Below are 20,068 nucleotides of genomic sequence, written 5' to 3'. Positions count from 1 at the left end.
GATCCATGACCGTCGCGCCGAACTCCCAGGAGCCCGGACCCGCCGCACCGCCCGCCACGAGCAGATCCTCCACGGCGCTCCGCCCGGCCCGGCGGCGCGGCCTCGGCCGTGGCGCCGCCTTCGCCGCCATAGCCGCGATCTTCGTCCTCTTCATGGCCGCCTCCAGCGCGCCCTCCCCGCTCTACGTCGTCTACCAGCACGCCTGGGGCTTCTCCGCGACCATGCTGACCACCGTCTTCGCGGTGTACGTGGTCGGCATGATCGGCGCGCTGCTCGTCCTGGGGGCGCTGTCCGACCACGTCGGACGCCGCCCCGTGCTGCTCGCCGCCATCGCGCTGGAAGCGGTGGCGATGCTGCTCTTCATCACCGCCGGTGACGTGTCCCTCCTGCTCACCGCCCGCTTCGTGCAGGGCGTCGCCACCGGCGGCGCCATGACGACGCTCGGCGCTGCCCTGGTCGACCTCAACCCGTCGCACGCGCCGCACCGCGCGGGCGTGGTCAGCGGCGCCGCCCCCTCCTTCGGACTCGCCGTGGGCTCGCTCGGCTGCGGCTTCCTGGTGCAGTACGGGCCGCACCCGACGCGGCTGGTCTACGTGCTGCTGCTGGCCGGACTGGCCGTCGCCGCACTCGTCGCGGCCCTGCTGCCGGAGACCTCGCAGCGCCGCCCCGGCGCCGTACGCTCGCTCCAGCCGCGGCTCGGCGTCGCGCCCCGGCTGCGGGCCGACCTGCTCGCGCTGGTGCCGATCCTGGTCGCGAGCTGGGCGCTCGGCGGGCTCTACCTCGCCCTCGGGCCCTCGGTCGCCGCGGGGCTGTTCGGCCTGTCGAGCCACGTCATCGGCGGCCTGGTCGTCACCCTGCTGTGCGCGCCCGCGTCCGTGACGGCTTTCGTGCTGCGGCCCTGGCCGACCGAGCGCACCCTCGCCCTGGGCGCGAGCCTGCTGGCGCTGGGCACGGGCGTCGGCCTGGCCGGTGTGGAGGCGGACTCGGTGACCGCGGCGGCGCTCGGCACCGCTCTGGCCGGGGTCGGCTTCGGGGCCGCGGGACTGGCGAGCTTCGGCACGCTGGCCCGGATCGCCGCCCCGGCCGAGCGCGGCGAGCTGTTCGCCGTCGCCTTCGTCATCTCCTACCTGGCCTTCAGCATCCCCGCCGTCATCGCGGGCTTCGCCACCACCGACGTCGGCCTGCACCGCACCGCGGTCGTCTACAGCTCCGCCGTGATCGCCTTCGGCGTCCTCGCGCTCGTCGCCCAGCGGCTGCGGACCTCCCGCGCCGCCGCCCGCGCCTCAACGGCGGGGTGACGCGGATCACCGCCGCGCGCCGCGCCCGGCGGTCACATCCGGCCCGGCCCGGGAGTCAGTGCAGTGCAAGCCCCCCCGGGGGCCACCACCGCAAGGAGACCGTCATGGACGCCCGTCTGAGCTACTACACCAACCCCGTCGGCGCCAAGGTCGCGAAGTACGTCAACTCCGCGGGCAAGGCCGTCACCGACTCCTCGCTGCCCGCCGCCACGCAGGAGCTGGTCAAGATCCGCGCCAGCCAGATCAACGGCTGCGGCGCCTGCCTGGACATGCACACCAAGGACGCGGCGGCCGCGGGGGAGAGCGTGGTGCGGCTGGCCCTGGTCGCCGCCTGGCGGGAGGCCACGGTCTTCACCGAGGCCGAACGCGCCGCCCTCGCGCTGACCGAGGCCGGCACCCGGCTCGCCGACGCCGCCGGTGTCCCCGACGACGTGTGGGCGCAGGCCGCCCAGCACTACGACGAGGAGCAGCTGACCGCGCTGGTGTGCCTGATCGGCGTGATCAACGTCTACAACCGGCTGAACGTCCTGACCCGCCAGCCCGCCGGGGACTACCAGCCCGGCCAGTGGGGCTGACCCGCCCCGCACCGCCGGGACGTGCCCCGGCCAACGCACGAGGGCCCGCCCCCTTCCGGGGCGGGCCCTCGGCCGTGTGCCGCGGTCAGCGGGCGGGACGGTCCTCCGCCGCGCGCTTCTCCTTCAGCCGGACCGCCTCCTTGCGCACCTCGGCCTGCGTGGCGCGCTCCTTCTCCAGCCACACCGGGCTCTCCTGCTTCAGCGCCTCGACCTGCTCCGTGGTGAGCGCCTCGGTGACACCCCCGCGGGCCAGGCCCGCGATGGACACACCGAGCTTCGCGGCCACGACCGGGCGCGGGTGCGGTCCGTCGCGCCGCAGGTCGCGCAGCCACTGCGGCGGGTCGGCCTGGAGCGCGTCCAGCTCCTTCCGGGAGACGACACCCTCCTGGAACTGCGCGGGGGTGGCCGGGAGGTACACGCCCAGCTTCTTGGCCGCCGTGGCGGGCTTCATCGTCTGGACGGATTTCTGCGACGTCATGCCCACAAGGGTAACGACCGCGTGTGCCGCCCCCGACCGTCGCCGATAGCCTTGCGAGGTGACCGGCACGCAAGAGACGCACCAGAACCCCGACACCACCGAGGGCCCCGACACCACCGAGGGCCCTGACGCGTCCGCGCCGCCCGCGGGGCCGGTCTTCCGGCTCGCGTACGTCCCGGGTGTGACGCCGTCCAAGTGGGTGCGGATCTGGGCGGAGCGGCTGCCGGACGTCCCGCTGGAACTGGTCGCGGTGCCGCCCGTGGAGGCGGCGGGGCTGCTGCGGGCCCGCGGCGCCGACGCCGGACTGCTGCGGCTGCCGGTCGACCGCACCGACCTCAGCGCGATCCCGCTCTACACCGAGACCACCGTGGTGATCGTCCCCAAGGACCACTTCGTGGCCGCCGCCGAGGAGATCGCGCTCGCCGACCTCGCCGACGAACTGGTGCTGCACCCCGTCGACGACACCCTCGGCTGGGAGCGCCCGCCCGGCCGCCCCGCGCTGGAGCGCCCGGCGACCACCGCGGACGCCGTCGAGCTGGTCGCCGCCGGGGTGGGCGTGCTGGTCGTCCCGCAGTCGCTGGCCCGGCTGCACCACCGCCGGGACCTCACCTACCGCACGGTCGCCGACGCGCCCCAGTCGCAGGTGGCGCTGTCCTGGCGGGAGGACGCGACGACCGACCTCGTCGACGACTTCATCGGGATCGTCCGCGGCCGCACCGCCAACAGCACCCGCGGCCGCCGCGCCGCCGCGGAGCAGGCCGCGCCCGCGAAGGCCGCCACCGGCGGGGGCTCGGGCGCGGGGCGCAAGAAGCCGGCCAAGCCGGGATCGGCCCGCACGTCCGCGGGCAAGGGCGCCCGGACGTCCGCGGCGCCGCGCCGCGGCAAGCCCCGCCGCCGCTCGTAGGACACGCCCGGGGGCACACACGTACGCGCCCGGTCCGCGGCGCTGCGGACCGGGCGCGTACGTATCGGGGCTCAGCCCAGGCCGACCGACTTCAGCCAGGCCTTGGCCACGTCGAGCGGGTCCTTCTTGTCGTTCTGCACCTGGGCGTCCATGTCGAGCAGCGACTTGGTGTCGAGCTTGGCCGACACCGCGTTGAGCGCCGCGACGGCCTCCGGCGTCAGGGCGGTCTTGGACACCATGGGCTGGACGTTGGCGATCCCGAAGAGCTTCTTCGGGTCCTGGAGCGTCACGAAGTGCTCACGGGTGATCGACGCGTCCGTGGTGAACACGTCGGCGGCCTGCACACCGTTCGACTTCAGCGCCTGGACGGTGATGGGGCCGCCCGCGTCCAGCGGCTTGAACGACTTCGGGTCCAGCCCGTACTGCGACTTCAGGCCCACCAGGCCCTGCTGCCGGGTCTGGAACTCCGGCGAGCCGCCCACCACGATCTCCTTGCCGTACTTGGCCAGGTCCGCGATCGTGGACTGCGACGTCAGGTGGTACTTCGCGGCGGTCTCCTTGTTGACCGTCAGCGAGTCCTTGTCCTCGGCCGGCGCCGGGTCCAGCATCGTCAGCGACGGGTCGAGCTTGGCCTCGATCGCCGCGGTCGCCGCCTCCGGGGTGGTCGGCGTGGCGGTCTTGTCCAGGTAGGACAGCAGCGAGCCGTTGAACTCCGGCAGCACGCTCACGCTGCCGTTCTTGACCAGCCCGTAGGTGATCTCGCGGGTGCCGATGTTCGGCTTGTACTGCACGTTGACGCCCTTGGCCTTGAGCGCCTCGCCGTACAGGTCCATCAGCAGGACGCTCTCGGCGAAGTTGTTGGACCCGACGACCACCGTGCCGTTCTGCGGCGCCTTGCCCGCCAGCGGGTCCTTGTCCTTGCCGGTGCCGGACGCGGGCGGCGCCGCGGGCTTCAGCGGGTCGGAGTCGGACGAGGAGGAGTCGCTACAGCCCGCGAGGAGCGCCGCGGCCGTGGTCGCGGCGATGAGGATCGCCGTCACTCGGAGGTGTCGAGGGCCTGTGCTGCTGCGCTGCGTAGGTGAAGTCACGATTCCCGCTTCCGGGGGTGAGGGTTCGGATGGCGTTCAGCTGTTTTTGCAACGTCGGTTCCGTACACCGAATGATCCAATCCAGCGGCCGCAAAGGCAGTCAAGGCCGCCAGGGTCACCGATTGGCATCGATGCCCGCCGGGCGCGGAACGCGCCGCCCGCGCCCGACGGGACATCGGACGGCGCGCTCGGGCACCGTCCCGGGATACGGTCCGGTCACCGGCCGCGCCGTACGCCGGGGGACACGACCACGCGTCCGACCAGCCAGAACAGCCCGATCATGGCGAGCGCGAGGGCCGCGATGAGCGTCGCCCCGCCCACCACGATCCGGTAGTTGTACTGGTAGAGGCCGTCCACGACGAACCGCCCCAGGCCGCCGAGCGAGACCGTCGCGGCGATCGCGGTGGTCGAGACCACCTGGATCGCCGCCGAGCGCAGCCCGCTGAGCACCAGCGGCAGCGCCATGGGCAGTTCGACCTGGAAGAGCACCGCGGCCGGCCCCATGCCCATCCCGCGCGCGGCGTCGACCGGCGCGGGGTCCACGGTGCGCATCGCCTCGTAGGTGGTGACCAGGATCGGCGGCACGGCCAGCGCGACCAGCGGGATCATCACCGGGGTCAGGCCCAGGCCCAGCCAGAAGAACATCAGCACCAGCAGGCCGTAACTGGGCAGCGCCCGGGCCGCGGTGGCGATGAGCGCCAGCGCGTTGCCGCCGCGCCCGGTGTGGCCGGTCACCAGGCCGACGGGCAGCGCGAGGGCGGCGGCGATGCCGAGCGCGGTGAAGGTGTACTGGAGGTGCTCCAGCAGCCGGTGCGGGATGCCGTACGCGCCGTGCCAGTTGGCGCCGTCCCGGAAGAAGTCGCTGATGAAGTGGAAGAGGCTCATGAGGCGGCCTCCGCCCGCGCGGCCTCGGCCGCCGGTTCCACGGCGGCTGCCCGCGCCGCCCGGCCCGCGGCGCGCCCGCCGCGCGGCAGCCACGGGGTCAGCGCGGTGCGCAGCAGCACCAGCACGACGTCCATGATCACCGACAGCACCGCGATGGACAGCACCGAGTTCAGCGCCAGGTTGGAGCGGTGGTAGAGGATCGCGTCCTGCAGCAGGTTGCCCAGCGCGCCCTGGTTGCCGATGATCGCGCCGACGCTCACCAGGCTGATGCTGGAGGCGGTCGCGACCCGCAGCCCGGCGAAGATCGCCGGGACGGCGAGCGGCAGTTGCACCCTGAGGTAGCGCTGCACGGGCCCCAGCCCCATCGCGGTGGCCGCCGACATCGTCTCCTCGGGCACCGATCTGACGCCGTCGACGATCGCCGGAACGAGGATCACCAGAGTGTAGACGGTCAGCGGGATCATCACGGTGGTCCTGGTCGCGCCGGTGTAGTCGATCAGGAAGACGAAGAAGGCCAGCGACGGGATCGCGTACAGCACCGTGGTGACCCACAGCAGCGGCGGGTAGATCCAGCGGAAGCGCACGCACAGCTGCCCGAGCGGCAGGGCGACGGCCAGCCCGATGCCGACCGGGATCATCGCCTCCTGGAGGTGCAGCCCGACCAGGCCGGCGTAGGAGTGCTGGAGGTCGCTCGGGATGTCGAAGAACCCCGTGCCGCTCATGTGGCCGCCCCGGCCTTGGTGGTGGCGGCCCGGTCGGCGCCGCCGCCGTCCGTTCCGGCCGCGTGCGCGCTGCGGATCGCGGCGCCGATGGCCTCCTGCGAGACCACACCGGCGGCCACGCCCTCGCCGTCCACGGCGACCGCCCAGCCGGTCGGCGAGAGCACCGCGCAGTCCAGCGCGTCCCGCAGCGAGTCGCGCCCGGCCACGAAGGGCCTGCCGTGCGGCAGCAGTTCCTCCCGCGCGCCCTTGCCCGCGGCCGTGGCGGCGTCCTTCGCGGGGGCCCAGCCCAGCGGGCGGCCCTCGGCGTCGGTGAGCAGGACGTACGGCGCACCGGCCGCGGCGGCGCGGGCGGCGCGCTCGGCGTCCGCACCGGCCGGCAGCACGGGTCCGGTGAGCAGTTCCAGCTCCTGCGAGGAGAAGAACGACAGCCGCCGGATGCCGCGGTCGGTGCCGAGGAAGTCCTCGACGAAGGCGTCGGCGGGGGAGGAGAGCAGCTCGTCGGGCCGCGCGAACTGGGCCAGCAGGCCGCCGGTGCGCAGCACCGCGATCATGTCGCCGATGCGGATGGCCTCGTCGATGTCGTGCGTGACGAAGACGATGGTCTTGCCCAGCTCCTCCTGGATCCGCAGCAGTTCGCCCTGCAGGCTCTTGCGGACGATCGGGTCGACCGCGGAGAACGGCTCGTCCATGAGCAGCACGGGCGGGTCGGCGGCGAGCGCGCGGGCCACGCCGACGCGCTGCTGCTGGCCGCCGGAGAGCTGGTACGGGTAGCGCTTGGCCAGCCCCGCGTCGAGGCCGACGCGCTCCATGAGTTCGCGGGCGCGCTCCCGGGCCCGGCCGCGGTCCCAGCCGAGCATACGGGGGACGGTCGCGATGTTGTCGACGATGGTGCGGTGCGGGAAGAGCCCGGCGTTCTGGATGACGTACCCCATGGACCGGCGCAGCGTGTTGACCGGCTGCTCGCGTATGTCCGCGCCGTCCAGCAGGATCCGCCCGGATGTCGGCTCGACCATCCGGTTGATCATCCGCAGGGTGGTGGTCTTCCCGCATCCCGACGGGCCCACCAGGACGGTGATCGATCCGTCCGGGATCTCCAGCGACAGGCCGTCGACCGCCGTGGTGCCGTCGGGGTATCGCTTGGTAACTGACTCTATCTGTATCAAAGTGCCGAATACCCCTCGGGATCGGGCATGGACGGCCTGCCTCCGGTCGGTTTCGGACAGGCCGGTGCCAGAAGAGTCTAGACCGGGGGCCTCAGGAGCGGTCGGGCGTCACCTGTGGCGGGTCGTCGGGGTGCTCCTCCTGGAGCCCCGGCCGCAGCCCGAAGTGGGCCACGAGCGCGGCCACCGCCATGACGCCGGCCATGCAGTAGAGCACCGTGCGCGTCGACTCGGCGAAGTCCGTCCGGACGAAGGCGGGGATCGCGCCGCTGCCGCCCTGCGCCGTCGAATGGGCCTGCGCGATGGTCCGCGCCTGGTCGGCGGCCTGGTCCGGCGGCAGCCCGCGCGCGGTGAGCGAGTGCGTCAGGTGGCGGCGGAACTCGGTGACCGAGACGGTGCCCAGCACCGCGAGGCCCAGCGAGGCCGCGTAGTTGCGCACCGTCTGGGTGATACCGGTCGCCTCGCCGTACGACAGCCGCGAGGCGCGGTTGACCGCGTCCGTGCTGGCCGGGCTGAGCATCATGCCCATCCCGAAACCGGCCAGGATCACCTGCCACATCTGGTGGGAGAAGTCGAGGTCGGTCGCCTTGCCCGCCCACAGCAGGAAGCCCAGCGCGGACAGCGCGCAGCCCAGCGCGACCGGCCGCCTGGCCCCGCGGGTGTCCAGCATCCGGCCGCCGATCTGCGAGGCGACGACGAAGCCGAGGAAGAAGTACAGCAGGTACAGGCCCGCCTCGGACGCGGACTTGCCGAGCGCGATCTGCGCGTACTCGCTGGCGAAGAAGAAGACCGGGACGAACGTGAGCATCGCGACGCCCAGCACCGCGTTCTCCACCAGGAACGCCCGCACCCGGAAGATCCGCACCTGCATCAGCGGCTCCGCCGTCCGCAGTTCCACCACGGCGAAGACGACCAGCAGCAGCGCCCCGGCCGCGATCGACAGGCCGATGCCGGGGTTGCCCCAGCCCCAGATCCCGGCCTGCTGGAAGCCGAAGACGCTCAGCGTCACGCCCGCCGCGATGAGCACCAGCCCGCGGTAGTCCATGGGCGCCGGGCGGTGCTCGGTCTCCGGCCGGGACAGCGCGATCAGCACCAACGCGACGACGGCCACCGGGATGTTCACCCAGAAGATGGCCCGCCACGTCCACTCGGTGAGATAGCCGCCGAGGAGCGGGCCGATCGCGGTGAGACCGCCCGCGATGCCGAAGAAGAGCGCGAGCGCCCGGCCGCGCTCACGCAGCGCGAAGGTCTGCACCACGATGCCCAGCGCGGCGGGGAACATGACAGCGCCGCCTGCGCCCTGCACCGCCCGGAAGACCACGATCCAGGCCTGCGCGGCGCTCCCGGTCGGCGTCAGCCCGCACAGCAGCGACGCGGTCGCGAAGACGATCACCCCCCACACCACGACCCTGCGGTGCCCGACGGTGTCGGCGAGCCGTCCGCCGTAGGCGAAGAGCGCGGCGAGCGCGAGCAGGTAGGCGTTGACCACCCACTGCACCCCGGTGTTGGAGAGCTTCAGCTCGCTCTGGATGTCGGGCACGGCGATCGAGACGATGGTCTGGTCGATGAAGGTCATCGCGACCGCGAAGATCATCGCCGCCAGGACCAGTTTCCGCGGCCCCGGGGCCTTCTCCGCGGCGTCGGCCATGGCGCTCCTCGTCTGGTGGCGGAACCGCCCGCCACCAGGGCGGACACGGACTCCACCACGGTGGGCCCGCCGCGTCCGCCGCGCCACTCGACGGGCGGGCGGGTCACCCGGATGCCCGTCCGGGGAGACCCGCCCGCCCTCCCGAAGCCCCGCGTGCCCGCGCGGGGGGTCAGTGGCCGGCCGTCATGGCCGCGAGGTGCGTCAGTCGGTGACGAGGTCGAACTGCTCCCAGCCGCCGACGGCCGTACGGCTGGCGACCAGTGCGGCGGCCCCGCCGTTCTCCGCCGTCACGTACAGGCCGTTGACCTGCGCCTTGAGGCTGACGGTGCCGTTGGAGTTGTGGACGAGCTGGAAGGTCTCCCAGGCCCCCGCCGAGGTGCGGTTGGCGATGAGCGGCGAGGCTCCCGCGTTGTCGGCGCACACGATCAGGTTGTTGGCGTGCGCCCGCAGCGCGACATTGCCGCCGCCCAGGTCGAGCAGGTCGAACTGCTCCCACGGCCCGATCGAGGTGCGGTTGGCGATCAGCGGGGCCGCGCCGCCGTTCTCGGCCGTGACGTAGTCGCCGTTGGCGCGCGCCCGCAGGCTCACCACCGTGCCCGTGCCGCCACCCGGGGAGGTGCCGACCGTGGGCTGGGTGGGGCGGGTGGCGGTGAGGGCGATCTGGCCTTTGAGCATGCGGCCGCCGTCGCCGGTCAGGCGCAGGTAGTAGTCGGAGGAGCAGGCGGTGCCGTCCTCGTCGAGGGCGAGGAAGCCGGAGTTGGTGGGGACGAAGGCCTGGGACTCGGCGGTCTTGGCGATCTGGTTGCCCTCGTTGTACTCGTCGAACATCGAGATGTAGATGCCCTGCACGCCGGCGCGGCACATGTTGTAGAACTGCCGCCACATGAAGTCGCCGTGCGCGCGCTGGCGGCCGGTGACCGAGCCGGGCAGCACGCACGGCTGGTAGTCGATGCCGTGCGCCGCGCACTCGGCCAGGTCCGGCACCGTCGCCTGGTTGTAGAAGTTGTCGGCGTCCGCGACGTTGCCGATCCGGCCGACCATCCACGGGCTGAGCATGTCGAACGCGTGGTAGACGTCCGCGAAGCCGGGGCGGGAGTCCCGGTCGCCGGTACGCCACCAGGTCGGCACCCCGCCGATCACGTAGCAGCCCTGCGCCTTGAACCAGTTGAGCACGTCGAGACATGCCGCCGCTGTGAACGGCCGCTGGTTGTCGGCGAAGCCGAAGCCCCAGATGCACACCACGGGCTTGCCGTTCTGCTTGGCGTAGGCCGGTGAGGCGGTGTGCGCCTTCATCTTGTTGGTCCAGTCGGTCTTGATGTCCGACTGCATGGTCGTCCAGTCGCTGACGTCGTACATGATGTAGAACTTCCGGCCGTGCGACTCGGCGGCGCTGCGCACCTTGCCCGCCATCGCGTCCCGGTTGGGCCCCTCGCCGCCGGTGGGGTTGAAGCGCTGGAGCGCGGCGGTGTCGATGTTGTTCTGCTGCATCCACAGGAACTGCGTGTCGACCGTCTGCTGGTCGTACGACGAGAACAGCGTCGCGGGCTGACCGTTCCCGAGCGCCGCGTAACCGGTCTGGTACGTCTTCGTGTACTCGCGGACGTCCGGCCACGCCACGATCGTCGTGTTGGACGGCGACGGCGCCTGCCCGCCGTTCTGACTCCAGTGCCACCAGCTGTTGATCGGTGAGCCGTCGCCGACACAGGCGAACCAGCCCTGGTAGCCGACCGTGATCTTGCCGACCACGTCTCCGGGCCCGCTGGCGGCCGCGACCGCGGGGGCCGCGGACGCGATGGGGGCGGAACCCAGCGTGCTGAGCGCCGCGGCGGCGGTCCCGCCCGCCGCGGCTCCGATGAACGTACGACGCGAAACTGCCATGGAAGCTCTCCGAACGGCGGCGCACGGCGGCCTCGGCCGGGCGCAACGGTGGACTGAGCGCGCCTCACCCGCTGTCGCCGTCTCCACATGATGCGGCTTCAACAGATGAACTCAGGCCCCGGGGCGCGACCATGGCCTGACCCGGCCACGGCCGTGCTGGAGTCCGCTGGATTCGGGCTGACCTGCGGTGGGGGGAGGTGCGCGCAGTCCCGTGACGCGCACCACGCTGAGTGGTTCCGAAAGCGCGGTTGGCGGTACGCAGGGATTCAACTGCTGAACCAAACATCCCGTCAAGGGTCCAGACCGGATCGGCGAATTGTCCGGAAAGAGTGGCATTCCACGCGCCCCGATGGTGATTGCGTCCTGTGCAACGAGGTCAAAACATCGGATGAGTTGATTCAGGACTTGTCGGACGGGACGGCCCCGCCCGCGTTCACTCCGTCGCCCCGGCCGGCCCGGACCCGTCCAGCAGGGCCATGTCCTCGTCGGTGAGCCGCAGCGCGCCCGCGGCCAGGTTGTCCGCCAGGTGGTCCGGGTCGCCGGTGCCGGGGATCGCCAGCACGTGCGGGCCCTGCCGGAGCGTCCAGGCCAGCCGCACCTGGGCGGCCGACACGCCGTGCGTCCGCGCAACCGCCGCCACGGCCTCGTCGGTGTCGCCGGGGGACGTGCCCGCGCCCATCTCCCGTCCCTCCCCGGCGATCGAGTAGAAGGGCACGAAGGCCAGCCCCAGCTCGCCGCACTCGCGCAGCAGCGCCGCGCTGCGCCGGTCGGCGAGCCCGTACATGTTCTGCACGCACACCACCGGGGCGGCGGTGCGGGCCTCGGCGAGCTGGGCGGACGTCACGTTCGACACCCCCAGACGGCGGATCAGCCCGGCCGTGCGCAGCTCCTCCAGGGCCCCCATGCGCTCGGCGACGCCGCCCGCCGGGATCGAGGGCATGATGCGCAGGTTGACCAGGTCCAGATGGTCGCGGCCGAGCTGGCGGAGGTTCTCCTCCACCTGGCCGCGCAGCTGGTCCGGCCGGGCGGCCGGCAGCCAGCTGCCCGACGGGTCCCGGCCCGGACCGACCTTGGTGGCGATCACCAGGTCGTCGGGGTAGGGCGCGAGGGCGCGGTTGATCAGCTCGTTCGCCGAGCGCAGCGACGAGAAGTAGAAGGCCGCGGTGTCGATGTGGTCGACGCCCAGCTCGACCGCCCGGCGCAGCACCGCGAGCGCCTGGTCGCGGTCGCGCGGCACCCCGTTGTGGAAGGCGGCGGTGCCGGTCAGGCGCATCGCGCCCAGCCCGATCCGGCGTACCGTCAGGTCGCCGAGGCGCCAGGTGCCCGCCGCGTCGGCGGTGACCGAGGGTGAGGTCGCAGAGGTCATGGACTCCCGTTTCTCCAGGTCTCCCCGCGGGGGAGGTTCCCGCGGAGCGACCCGGAGTATGACCCGCCGCGACGCGCCCGCGGAACGCCCTGCCGGGAGGGCAAAAGTCACAGCCCGCACGGGAACGATGCGGCGGTGCCAGGAGTTGATCCGGTGTCGGACGGCGGCGCCGGCGTGCCCCGTGCGGCCGTCCGGTAGCGCGGAAAATCCCGTTCGTCCCATTAGGCTCGCTTGTGTGACGACGACGCAGCCGCCCGGCCCACGACGCGCGGCGCCGGGCCGGTCCGTCCCCGCCCTGCTGGCGCCGATCCTGCTGACCGTGGCCATCGGCGTGGCATCCGTCGTCACACCCCGTGAAGTCGCCATCAGCCGGATGCTGCCCGCCGCGCCCGCGCTCGCCGCCTCCAGCTGGTCGGTGGCCGCGACGGTCGGCCTCGGCTTGTTGGCGCTGATCGTGGTGGTGATCGTCGATCTGACCTTCCACCACCACGCCGTGTTCTTCACCGGCGCCGCCATCGTCGCCGTCACCGCGGCCGCGGGCTACGCCTGCCACGTCCGCCTGGAGCGCGAGCGCGCCCTCCTCCAGGTCCGCTCGGTCGCGGAGGCCGCGCAGTCGGTCGTGCTGCGGCCGGTGCCGCCGCGGATCGGCGGCATGTGCGTCCAGACGCTCTACCTGGCCGCCGCCGCCGAGGCCCGGATCGGCGGTGACCTCTACGAGGTGGCCGACACCCCGTACGGCGTACGGCTGCTCATCGGGGACGTGCGCGGCAAGGGGCTGTCCGCCGTGGGGGTGGCGGGGGCGGTGGTCAACTCCTTCCGGGAGGCCGCCTACGACGAGCCGGACCTCGCCGCGCTGGCCCGGCGGCTGGACACCAGCCTGGTCCGCTACGGCGAGTCCTTCCCGTCCGGCGAGTCCGCCGAGCGCTTCGCGACCGCGGTGCTGGCCCAGATCCCGCACGGCGGCGGCGACGCCACGGTGCTCAACTGCGGACACCCCCCGCCGGTCCTGATCCGCGGCCGGGAGGTGCGCGCCCTGGAGCCGTCCACCGCCTCCCCGCCGCTGAACATGGCGGCGCTGCTCGGCACGGACTACGCCGTCGAGACCGTCGAGCTGATCCCCGGCGACCAGCTGCTGCTCTACACCGACGGCGTCACCGAGACCCGCGACGACGAGGGCCGCTTCTTCCCGCTGCTGGCCTGGCTCGGCAGCCTGGACCCGGCGCCGCCGCGCCGCCTGCTCGACCAGCTGCACGACCGGCTGATCAGCTTCGGCGACGGCCTCGACGACGACATCGCCGCGCTGGTGGTCCAGGTGGAGGCCCCGCGGACGGCGGAAAGCGGGCGGGAGCCGCCCGGCCGGTGACCCCGCGCCGCCCCGGGCGGGGACGTCTCACCCGTTCACGCGGCTCTCGCGGCGCGTCGCGGCCCGATGCGAGGGATGCTGGAAGGGAGCCGACAGCGGGAGGCTGCGCCATGCCGAACCTCGGAATCGCCATCGTGCGGCAGTACGAGCGAGGAGTGGTTTTCCGGCTCGGGCGGCTGCGCGGAGTGCGCAGGCCCGGCTTCCACTTCATGATTCCGCTCTCCGACCACATGTGGAAGGTCAGTCTGCGGACGGTCACGATGCCCGTGCCGTCACAGCAGGTCATCACGCAGGACAATGTGTCGATCGGCGTCGCGGCGGTCGCCTATTTCCGCCGGGTGGACGCGGTCAAGGCGATCGTGGAGATCGAGGACGTCGCCCAGGCGGTCGGGCAGATCGCGCAGACCACGGTCCGCAACATCGTCGGCCGGTCGATGCTGGACCAGGTCCTCACCGACACCCAGACGCTCAACCTCGCCATCCGAGAGATCCTGGACGGCATCACGGAGCAGTGGGGCGTCCAGGTCTTCCTCGTCGAGCTGAAGGACATCGAGCTGCCGGTCACCATGCAGCGGGCGATGGCCCGCCAGGCGGAGGCCGAGCGGGAGAAGCGCGCCAAGATCATCGCGGCCGAGGGCGAGGCGCTCAGCGCCGGCCGGCTCGCCGAGGCCGCCGACGTCATCGCCGACCACCCGGTGGCGCTGCAGCTGCGGAATCTGCAGGTCCTCGCGGAGATCGCGGCCGAGAAGAACAGCACGGTCGTCTTTCCCGCGCAGCTCCTGGACAGCGCGAAGGCCGTGGCCCGGTTCGTCACCGACGAGAGCGGCCGGCCACCCGACCGGAACGCCCCGCTGCCACGGGTCGAACCGGTGGACGAACCCCCGGCCGTGGGAGGCTCCCGCGGCACCGACACGCCGCCGGAGATCGACCCTGGGCAGTGACCGCGGGCGGCGCGTCGCCGGACCGCGTCCGCACGCCTCACGAGCCCGCTCCCGGGATCCCGAGGCGCGGTCCGGCACGCCTCCGCCCCCCGGCGGTGACCCGGTGGCGGGTGACTCGGCGGCCGGCGACCCGGCGGCGGGCGGCTCGGCCTCCTGCACGGTCGACGCCCGGGGCCGGATCACCGCGTGGGGCGGTGACGCCCAGGAGCTGCTGGGCTTCGGCCCCGCCGAGGCGGTCGGCAGGCCCGTGCAGGAGCTGCTCGGCGTGCGGCCCGACCTGCTGCCGTGGGGCGCCAACACCGGCTGGACGACCTTCGCGCCGGTCCGCGACCGTACCGGTGAGCGCATCGACGCGCTGTGGTGCGCGGAACCGCTGGCGACGGCGGCGGACGGCGAGGGCCACGGGGACGGCGAGGGAGGCGAGGGCGGGTCCGGCGCCGCCGCGTGCGAGCCCGGCGGCGACCTCGCGGGCGCCCGCTGCTGGGCCGTCCGCGTCCTTCCGCAGGGCACCGCCGTGCGGCTCTCCGACGCCGACGCCGTACCCCCCGAGCAGGAGCACGGCAGCCGCCGCCGGCTCGCGATGGTCTACGAGGCCTCGCTGCGGATCGGCAACACCCTCGACGTCTTCCACACCGCCGACGAGCTGGCCCTGATGAGCACCGAGGAATTCGCCGACTACGTGACCGTCGATCTGCTGGAGCAACTGCTCAGCGGCGACGAGGACGTGCTCGACCCCGACCCCGAGGGCGGCGTGGTGCTGCGCCGCACCGCCCAGCGCTCGGTCCTGGACGGCTGCCCCGAGGCCGTCGTGGCACTCGGCGACAAGCACGTCTACCCCGCCGGTTCGCCCGCCGGACGCACCCTCGCGACCGGCCACGGCTTCCTCCAGCAGGTCAGCGAGTCCACGCTGGACTGGTGGTCCGCCTCCCCCGAACGGCAGGCCTCGATCCGGGAGTACGGCATCCACAGCGCGCTGGTCGTCCCGCTGCGCGCGCGGGGCGTCACGCTGGGCCTGGCCATGTTCTGCCGCCACCGCACCAAGGCCCCGTACGAGGCGGACGACCTCGGGGTGGCCGAGGAGCTGGCCCGGCGCGCCGCCGTCTGCGTCGACAACGCCCGCCGCTACACGCGGGAGCGGGCCACCGCCGTGATGCTCCAGCGCAGCCTGCTGCCCGGCACCCTGGCCACGCCGACCGCCGTCGAGGCTGCCGCCCGCTACCGCCCGGCGGGCTCGCGCAGCGGCGCGGGCGGCGACTGGTACGACGTGATCCCGCTGTCCGGCGCCCGGGTCGCGCTCGTCGTCGGCGACGTCGTCGGCCACGGGCTGCGCGCCGCCGCGGCGATGGGACGGCTGCGCGCGGCCGTCCGCACCCTCGCCGACATCGACCTGCCGCCGGACGAGGTGCTCACCCGGCTCGACGACGTCATCACCCGGCTCGTCCGCGAGGCCGCCGTCTCCGACAGCGCCGACGCCGAGCAGCAGGGCCTCGGCGAGATGAGCGCCACCTGCCTCTACGCCGTGTACGACCCGGTGTCGCGCAACTGCTGGATGGCGTCGGCCGGCCATCCGCCGCCCGCGGTCGTCAGCCCCGACGGCAAGGCGGTCTTCGCCGACCTCCCCGTCGGCCCGCCGCTGGGCATCGGCGGGCTCCCCTTCGAGGCGGCCGAGCTGCGGCTCGCCGAGGGCAGCCTGCTGGCGTTCTACACCGACGGGCTGGTCAAGGCACCGGGCGCCGACGTGGACTCCGCGATGGAGACCATGCGCGCGCTGCTCACCACGTCAGGCCGCCCGCTGGAGGAGACCTGCGACCTGCTGCTGCGCACCCTGCTGCCCTCGCCGCCGGCCGACGACGTCGCCCTGCTGCTGGTCCGCACGCGCGCGCTCAGCGCCGACCGGGTCGCCTCCTGGGACGTCTCCGACGACCCGGCCGAGGTCGCCAGGGTCCGCAAGATCGCCGTCGAGCAGCTCGACGCGTGGGGGCTGGACGAGGCCGTCTTCACGATGGAGCTGGTCATCAGCGAGCTGGTCACCAACGCCATCCGGCACGGCCGCCCGCCCGTCCGGCTGCGGCTCATCCGGGACGACGCGTCGCTCTTCTGCGAGGTGTCCGACGGCAGCAGCGCCGCCCCGCACCTGCGCCGCGCCCGGGTGTGGGACGAGGGCGGCCGCGGCCTGCTGCTGGTCGCCCAGCTCACCGACCGCTGGGGGACCCGGCACACCGCCACGGGCAAGATCATCTGGACCGAGCAGGACATCACCGCCCCGGAGCGCTGACCGGCTCCCGCCGCCGCCGTCCGCTCCGGCGGTGCCGCGTCCAGCCGGGATCTCCTGTCCCCCGGCCCGCCCGGTGCCACCGCCCGAACCGCGCGCTTCACGGCCCTGGACGGGCCTTCGCCGCGACGGGCACGCTCACTGCCTGAGCTTCGGGCCCACGCAGATGTCGACCGCGGTCGCGTGCCCGCCGGGCTCGTCGACAGCGACACGGATCTGCCGCCTGCCCGCTTCACCGATGAGGCTCACGAAGCGGGTCTCGCCCATGACGTCGCCGATGACCAGCCGTCCGTCGGTCAACGAGATCGGCCCCTCGAAGACGGTCGTGAAGGAAGGATCCGGCCCGAGCCCCTGACCGAGCGGCCGGGTGAAGAGCCGGACCCTGACGAGTCGCGTCCGAGCCTGGACCCGGACCACCACATGGGTGTCGCACCCGACCGCGGGCTCGTCCCTCAGATCCAGCACCGGCAGCCAGTCGATCGACCCCAGCGCCAGAACCGGGTGGTTCACCCGAACCTCGACACCGGCGAGCTGCATGTGCGGTCCTCCCCGGCGTTCGCCCCATGACGCGGGGTGATGCTACCGGGCGGCTCCGACACGCAAGGCCCAGCGCCTCCGGCCCCGGACGCGCGGGCGGACCGCCCCGCCTCGCCATGGCCTGTTCAACGGCCCCGCGCCGTCCGCGCTGTTCCCCCGGCCCGGCCCGCGGCGCCCGCCGGGCAGGCCGCGGAGAGCGCGGCGACGCCCGCCGCCAGCAGGGCGGCCGGGACGGAGCGGGCCGCGACCGGTCCTGCGGCCGCCGCACCCAGCGCGAAGCCGGTGATCTTCAGGCTCGCCCCGGTGGTGAACACCCGCGCCCGCAGCGCCTCCGGTGCCTCCCGGTGCCGCACCGCGAACAGCGCCGTGAGCTGCGGGCCCTCCCCGGCCCCGGCCAGCAGCAGCGCCGCGACCAGCAGGACCGGGCGGGACCCGGCGGCCAGTGCCAGCGCGGCCGCCTGGACCAGCGCGGCCAGCCGCACGACCGTGTCCGGCGCTGCGGCACGCGGGAACCGGGCGAGGACACCGCCCGCCGCGAGCGAGGAGAGCGCCGCGCACGACAGCAGCAGCGTGCCGCGCCCCGCACTCCCGAACTCCCGCTCCCCGAGCAGCGGAAGGCACGCGGCGAGCATCCCCTGCGCCACGGAGCACCCCACCGACGTGACCGTGGCCCGCCGCAACCGCGGCCGCCGCCCGATGACCCGCACCCCCTCCCCGAGCTCCCGCCACACGGAGCCGCCCGGCACGGCGCCCGGGAGCGGGGGAGCCACGGCTGTGGTGGTCGCCGGCGCGGGAGTTGCCGACGCGGTGGCCGCCGGTGCCTTCGGGACGGGCCAGGTCGGCCGGTGGGGCGGGGCGGCTGACGGGGCGTCCGGCAGGTGTCGTGGCGCTGCCGTCCGGGCGGGGCCGCGCGCCGGGAGGGACCAGGCCGCCGGGACCGCCGCGGCGATCAGGACGGCGGAGGCGGCCACCGCCACAGGGGCGTTCGCGGCCTCCGCGAGGGCTCCGGCGAGGGCCGGGCCGGTGAGGCTCGCCAGGGTGAAGGTCAGCGCGTCGAGGGCGTTCGCCCGCGGCAGCCGCGAGGGTGCGGCCACCCGTGGGAGCTGGGCCGTCCAGCCGCCGGACAGGGCCGGGCCCGCGAGACCGGTGAGGACCGCGAGGGCCACGCACAGCGCGAACGGCACCCTGCCCAGGCCCGCGAGCAGAAGTGTCAGGCCCGCCGCGTACGCCGCGAGCGCCGCGGCCAGCAGCCGGCCCGGCCGCTCCTGCCGGTCCAGCAGCGTCCCGAGCACGGGGCCGCCCGCCGCCGCGGCGACGGTGAGCCCCGCGAGCAGCGCCGACGCCGAGGCGGCCGAGCCGGTGAGGGCGAATCCCGCGAGCATCAGCGCGGGCCCCGACATCTCGTCGCCCGCGCGCGCCGCGACCGCCCCGGCGAGGTACATGCCCAGTCCGTAACGCCTTCTCATCCGGCGGACGTTACGGAGGTAACTCACAACGCGGCAATATGCGTTACAGTGCGCCGGTGCCTCCCGCAGACGACAGATCCGCCCGGCACTCCGTCCAGGAGATGGCCGACCGCGCCGCCGCCCTCGTCAACGTGCTCGACGGCGGCGACCCCGCCCCGGCCGAGGTCGCCGCGGTGCTCACCGCGTACGGGGAGCCGGCGGACGGGCTCACCGCCGCCGACGTCGCCGGGATGCGCGCGGCCGCCGCGCTGCTCCGCGAGGTCTTCACCGCCGCCCGCACGGACGCCGCCGCCGACGTCCTCAACCGGCTGCTGCGCGAGCACACCGGGCCGCTGCGGCTGACCGCGCACGGCGGCGCGTCCTCCTGGCACCCGCACCTGGACAGCGACGACGAGGCGCCCTGGGACGAGTGGTTCCTCGCCTCCTCCTGCATGGCGCTCACGGTCCTGCTCTGGGAGCGGCAGGCGCCGCCCGGCGCGGTGTGCGCCTCGCCCGCCTGCCGCACCGTGTTCGTCAGCCGGAGCCGGGGCCTGGAACGCCGCTACTGCTCGCGGCGCTGTGCGACCCGGGAGCGGGTCGCGGCCCACCGGCGCGGGCACGCGTGACGCCCGCCGCGAGCCGGCCGAGCAGCGCCGCGGCGAGCGGGTGCGGGTCGCGGCGCGGGGTCAGGGCGTGGATGCCGCGGGCCGGGGGGTCGGCCAGCGGCACGGCGGTCACGTCGGCCCGCAGCGCGGGCACCAGCACGCCGGGCACCAGCGCGACGGCGAGGCCGGTCGCGACCAGCGCGAGCTTGCCGGGCAGGTCGGCGGCGGCGAGGTCGATCCGGGGCGTGACCCCGGCGCGGGCGGCCTGCGCGCGCAGCAGCGCCGCCGAGCCGTCGTTGTCCTCGGCCCAGGTCTCACCGGCCAGCTCCTCGATGCGCAGCGGCCCGCCGCCCGCGAGCGGGTGACCGGCGGGCAGCACCACCACCATCTCGTCGGTCCCCAGCGGGTGCTGCTCCACCCGCGGGTCGTGCGGCAGCCCCGGCGGCGCGTCGGTGACCACCGCGACGTCCAGCTCCCCGGCGGCCACCCGGCCGTGCAGCTCCGCGCTCAGCGCGGGCAGCAAACTCCACCGCACGGGCCCGGCGTCCGCCAGCAGTTCGCGTACGGCCTGCGGGACGACCCCGGCGGCGAGCGAGGGCGTCGCGCCCACCGCGAGCGGCCGGACCTGCTCGCTCTCGCGCAGTTCGCGCACGGCGCGCACGGCCCGGTCGGCCTCGTGCAGCGCGGCCGGCGCGTGCCGCCGGAAGACCTCGCCCGCGGCCGTCGGGCGCACCCCGCGGGCGTGCCGTTCCACCAGCGGCACGCCGAGCTGCCGTTCGAGTCCGGCGATCTGCCGGGAGACGGCGGACTGGGTGTGGTGCAGTTCCGCGGCCGCCGCCGACAGCGAGCCGAGTCGGCACACCGTCACGAAGGTCCGCCACACGGTGAGGTCCATGGCCGACA

At 74.1% G+C, this 20,068-nt stretch carries 18 protein-coding genes; 7 read left to right on the top strand and 11 right to left on the bottom strand.

Annotated elements, in window-relative coordinates:
• The first annotated feature begins 5 nt into the window (after positions 1-5).
• On the top strand, positions 6-1,298 hold the full coding sequence (locus tag ACH4PY_RS20300) for an MFS transporter (RefSeq protein ID WP_398184296.1): 1,293 nt from the start codon (positions 6-8) through the stop codon (positions 1,296-1,298).
• A 104-nt stretch (positions 1,299-1,402) separates the two neighbouring features.
• Complete coding sequence (locus tag ACH4PY_RS20295; protein WP_398184293.1) at positions 1,403-1,873, top strand: carboxymuconolactone decarboxylase family protein; 471 nt, start codon at positions 1,403-1,405, stop codon at positions 1,871-1,873.
• 85 nt (positions 1,874-1,958) lie between these two features.
• Here the strand turns inward: ACH4PY_RS20295 and ACH4PY_RS20290 are convergent, their stop codons facing one another.
• Positions 1,959-2,351 (bottom strand): DUF5997 family protein, encoded by a 393-nt coding sequence (locus tag ACH4PY_RS20290; protein WP_398184290.1) that lies wholly within the window; start codon positions 2,349-2,351, stop codon positions 1,959-1,961.
• Positions 2,352-2,532: 181 nt separating this feature from the next.
• Between ACH4PY_RS20290 and ACH4PY_RS20285 the strand changes: the two genes are divergently transcribed.
• Positions 2,533-3,255 (top strand): LysR substrate-binding domain-containing protein, encoded by a 723-nt coding sequence (locus ACH4PY_RS20285; RefSeq protein ID WP_398184676.1) that lies wholly within the window; start codon positions 2,533-2,535, stop codon positions 3,253-3,255.
• Positions 3,256-3,326: 71 nt separating this feature from the next.
• On the opposite strand, the gene ACH4PY_RS20280 is transcribed toward ACH4PY_RS20285, so the two are convergent.
• From ACH4PY_RS20280 to ACH4PY_RS20250, 7 genes are all read right to left on the bottom strand, one after another.
• Positions 3,327-4,343 carry an ABC transporter substrate-binding protein gene (locus ACH4PY_RS20280; protein WP_398184287.1) on the bottom strand — a complete coding sequence of 339 codons (1,017 nt, stop codon included), beginning with the start codon at positions 4,341-4,343 and terminating at the stop codon, positions 3,327-3,329.
• Positions 4,344-4,559: 216 nt separating this feature from the next.
• Positions 4,560-5,228 (bottom strand): ABC transporter permease, encoded by a 669-nt coding sequence (locus ACH4PY_RS20275; protein ID WP_398184284.1) that lies wholly within the window; start codon positions 5,226-5,228, stop codon positions 4,560-4,562.
• Positions 5,225-5,950 carry an ABC transporter permease gene (locus ACH4PY_RS20270; protein WP_398184281.1) on the bottom strand — a complete coding sequence of 242 codons (726 nt, stop codon included), beginning with the start codon at positions 5,948-5,950 and terminating at the stop codon, positions 5,225-5,227. Before ACH4PY_RS20270 ends, ACH4PY_RS20275 begins: the two co-directional genes overlap by 4 nt.
• Positions 5,947-7,113 carry an ABC transporter ATP-binding protein gene (locus ACH4PY_RS20265; protein ID WP_398184278.1) on the bottom strand — a complete coding sequence of 389 codons (1,167 nt, stop codon included), beginning with the start codon at positions 7,111-7,113 and terminating at the stop codon, positions 5,947-5,949. The genes ACH4PY_RS20270 and ACH4PY_RS20265 overlap by 4 nt, the downstream gene beginning before the upstream one ends.
• A 91-nt stretch (positions 7,114-7,204) precedes the next feature.
• Positions 7,205-8,758, bottom strand: coding sequence for an MFS transporter (locus tag ACH4PY_RS20260; protein WP_398184276.1), 1,554 nt, complete (start codon positions 8,756-8,758; stop codon positions 7,205-7,207).
• A gap of 201 nt (positions 8,759-8,959) precedes the next feature.
• Positions 8,960-10,636 carry a xylosidase gene (locus ACH4PY_RS20255; protein WP_398184273.1) on the bottom strand — a complete coding sequence of 559 codons (1,677 nt, stop codon included), beginning with the start codon at positions 10,634-10,636 and terminating at the stop codon, positions 8,960-8,962.
• 433 nt (positions 10,637-11,069) lie between these two features.
• Positions 11,070-12,002, bottom strand: a complete 933-nt coding sequence (locus ACH4PY_RS20250) for an oxidoreductase (protein ID WP_398184270.1) — start codon at positions 12,000-12,002, stop codon at positions 11,070-11,072.
• 235 nt (positions 12,003-12,237) lie between these two features.
• Here ACH4PY_RS20250 and ACH4PY_RS20245 point away from each other — a divergent pair, with 235 nt between their 5' ends.
• From ACH4PY_RS20245 to ACH4PY_RS20235, 3 genes are all read left to right on the top strand, one after another.
• Positions 12,238-13,365: a PP2C family protein-serine/threonine phosphatase gene (locus ACH4PY_RS20245; protein ID WP_398184267.1), complete on the top strand. Its 1,128-nt coding sequence runs from the start codon at positions 12,238-12,240 to the stop codon at positions 13,363-13,365.
• Positions 13,366-13,475: 110 nt separating this feature from the next.
• Entirely contained in the window at positions 13,476-14,306 is an 831-nt protein-coding gene (locus ACH4PY_RS20240) for a slipin family protein (protein WP_398184264.1), read from the top strand.
• Positions 14,307-14,409: 103 nt separating this feature from the next.
• A complete protein-coding gene (locus tag ACH4PY_RS20235) occupies positions 14,410-16,581 on the top strand; it encodes a SpoIIE family protein phosphatase (protein WP_398184261.1) in 2,172 nt (723 codons plus the stop codon).
• 135 nt (positions 16,582-16,716) lie between these two features.
• Here ACH4PY_RS20235 and ACH4PY_RS20230 read toward each other — a convergent pair whose 3' ends face one another.
• Both ACH4PY_RS20230 and ACH4PY_RS20225 read right to left on the bottom strand, forming a co-directional pair.
• The gene (locus ACH4PY_RS20230) at positions 16,717-17,115 is read right to left on the bottom strand and encodes a hypothetical protein (protein ID WP_398184258.1); all 399 of its coding nucleotides are present in this window, start codon (positions 17,113-17,115) and stop codon (positions 16,717-16,719) included.
• A gap of 125 nt (positions 17,116-17,240) precedes the next feature.
• Positions 17,241-18,581, bottom strand: coding sequence for an MFS transporter (locus ACH4PY_RS20225; RefSeq protein ID WP_398184255.1), 1,341 nt, complete (start codon positions 18,579-18,581; stop codon positions 17,241-17,243).
• Between the two features lie 38 nt (positions 18,582-18,619).
• On the opposite strand from ACH4PY_RS20225, the gene ACH4PY_RS20220 reads away from it, so the two are divergent.
• Positions 18,620-19,186, top strand: a complete 567-nt coding sequence (locus ACH4PY_RS20220; protein ID WP_398184252.1) for a CGNR zinc finger domain-containing protein — start codon at positions 18,620-18,622, stop codon at positions 19,184-19,186.
• Here ACH4PY_RS20220 and ACH4PY_RS20215 read toward each other — a convergent pair.
• On the bottom strand, positions 19,095-20,060 hold the full coding sequence (locus ACH4PY_RS20215; RefSeq protein WP_398184249.1) for a LysR family transcriptional regulator: 966 nt from the start codon (positions 20,058-20,060) through the stop codon (positions 19,095-19,097). The genes ACH4PY_RS20220 and ACH4PY_RS20215 overlap by 92 nt on opposite strands.
• Positions 20,061-20,068: the final 8 nt, after the last annotated feature.

Source organism: Streptomyces sp. NPDC021224, from assembly GCF_044332905.1.
GTDB lineage: Bacteria > Actinomycetota > Actinomycetes > Streptomycetales > Streptomycetaceae > Actinacidiphila.
The sequence above is the reverse complement of the archived record's forward strand: the minus strand, read 5'-3'. Positions and strand labels throughout refer to the sequence as shown.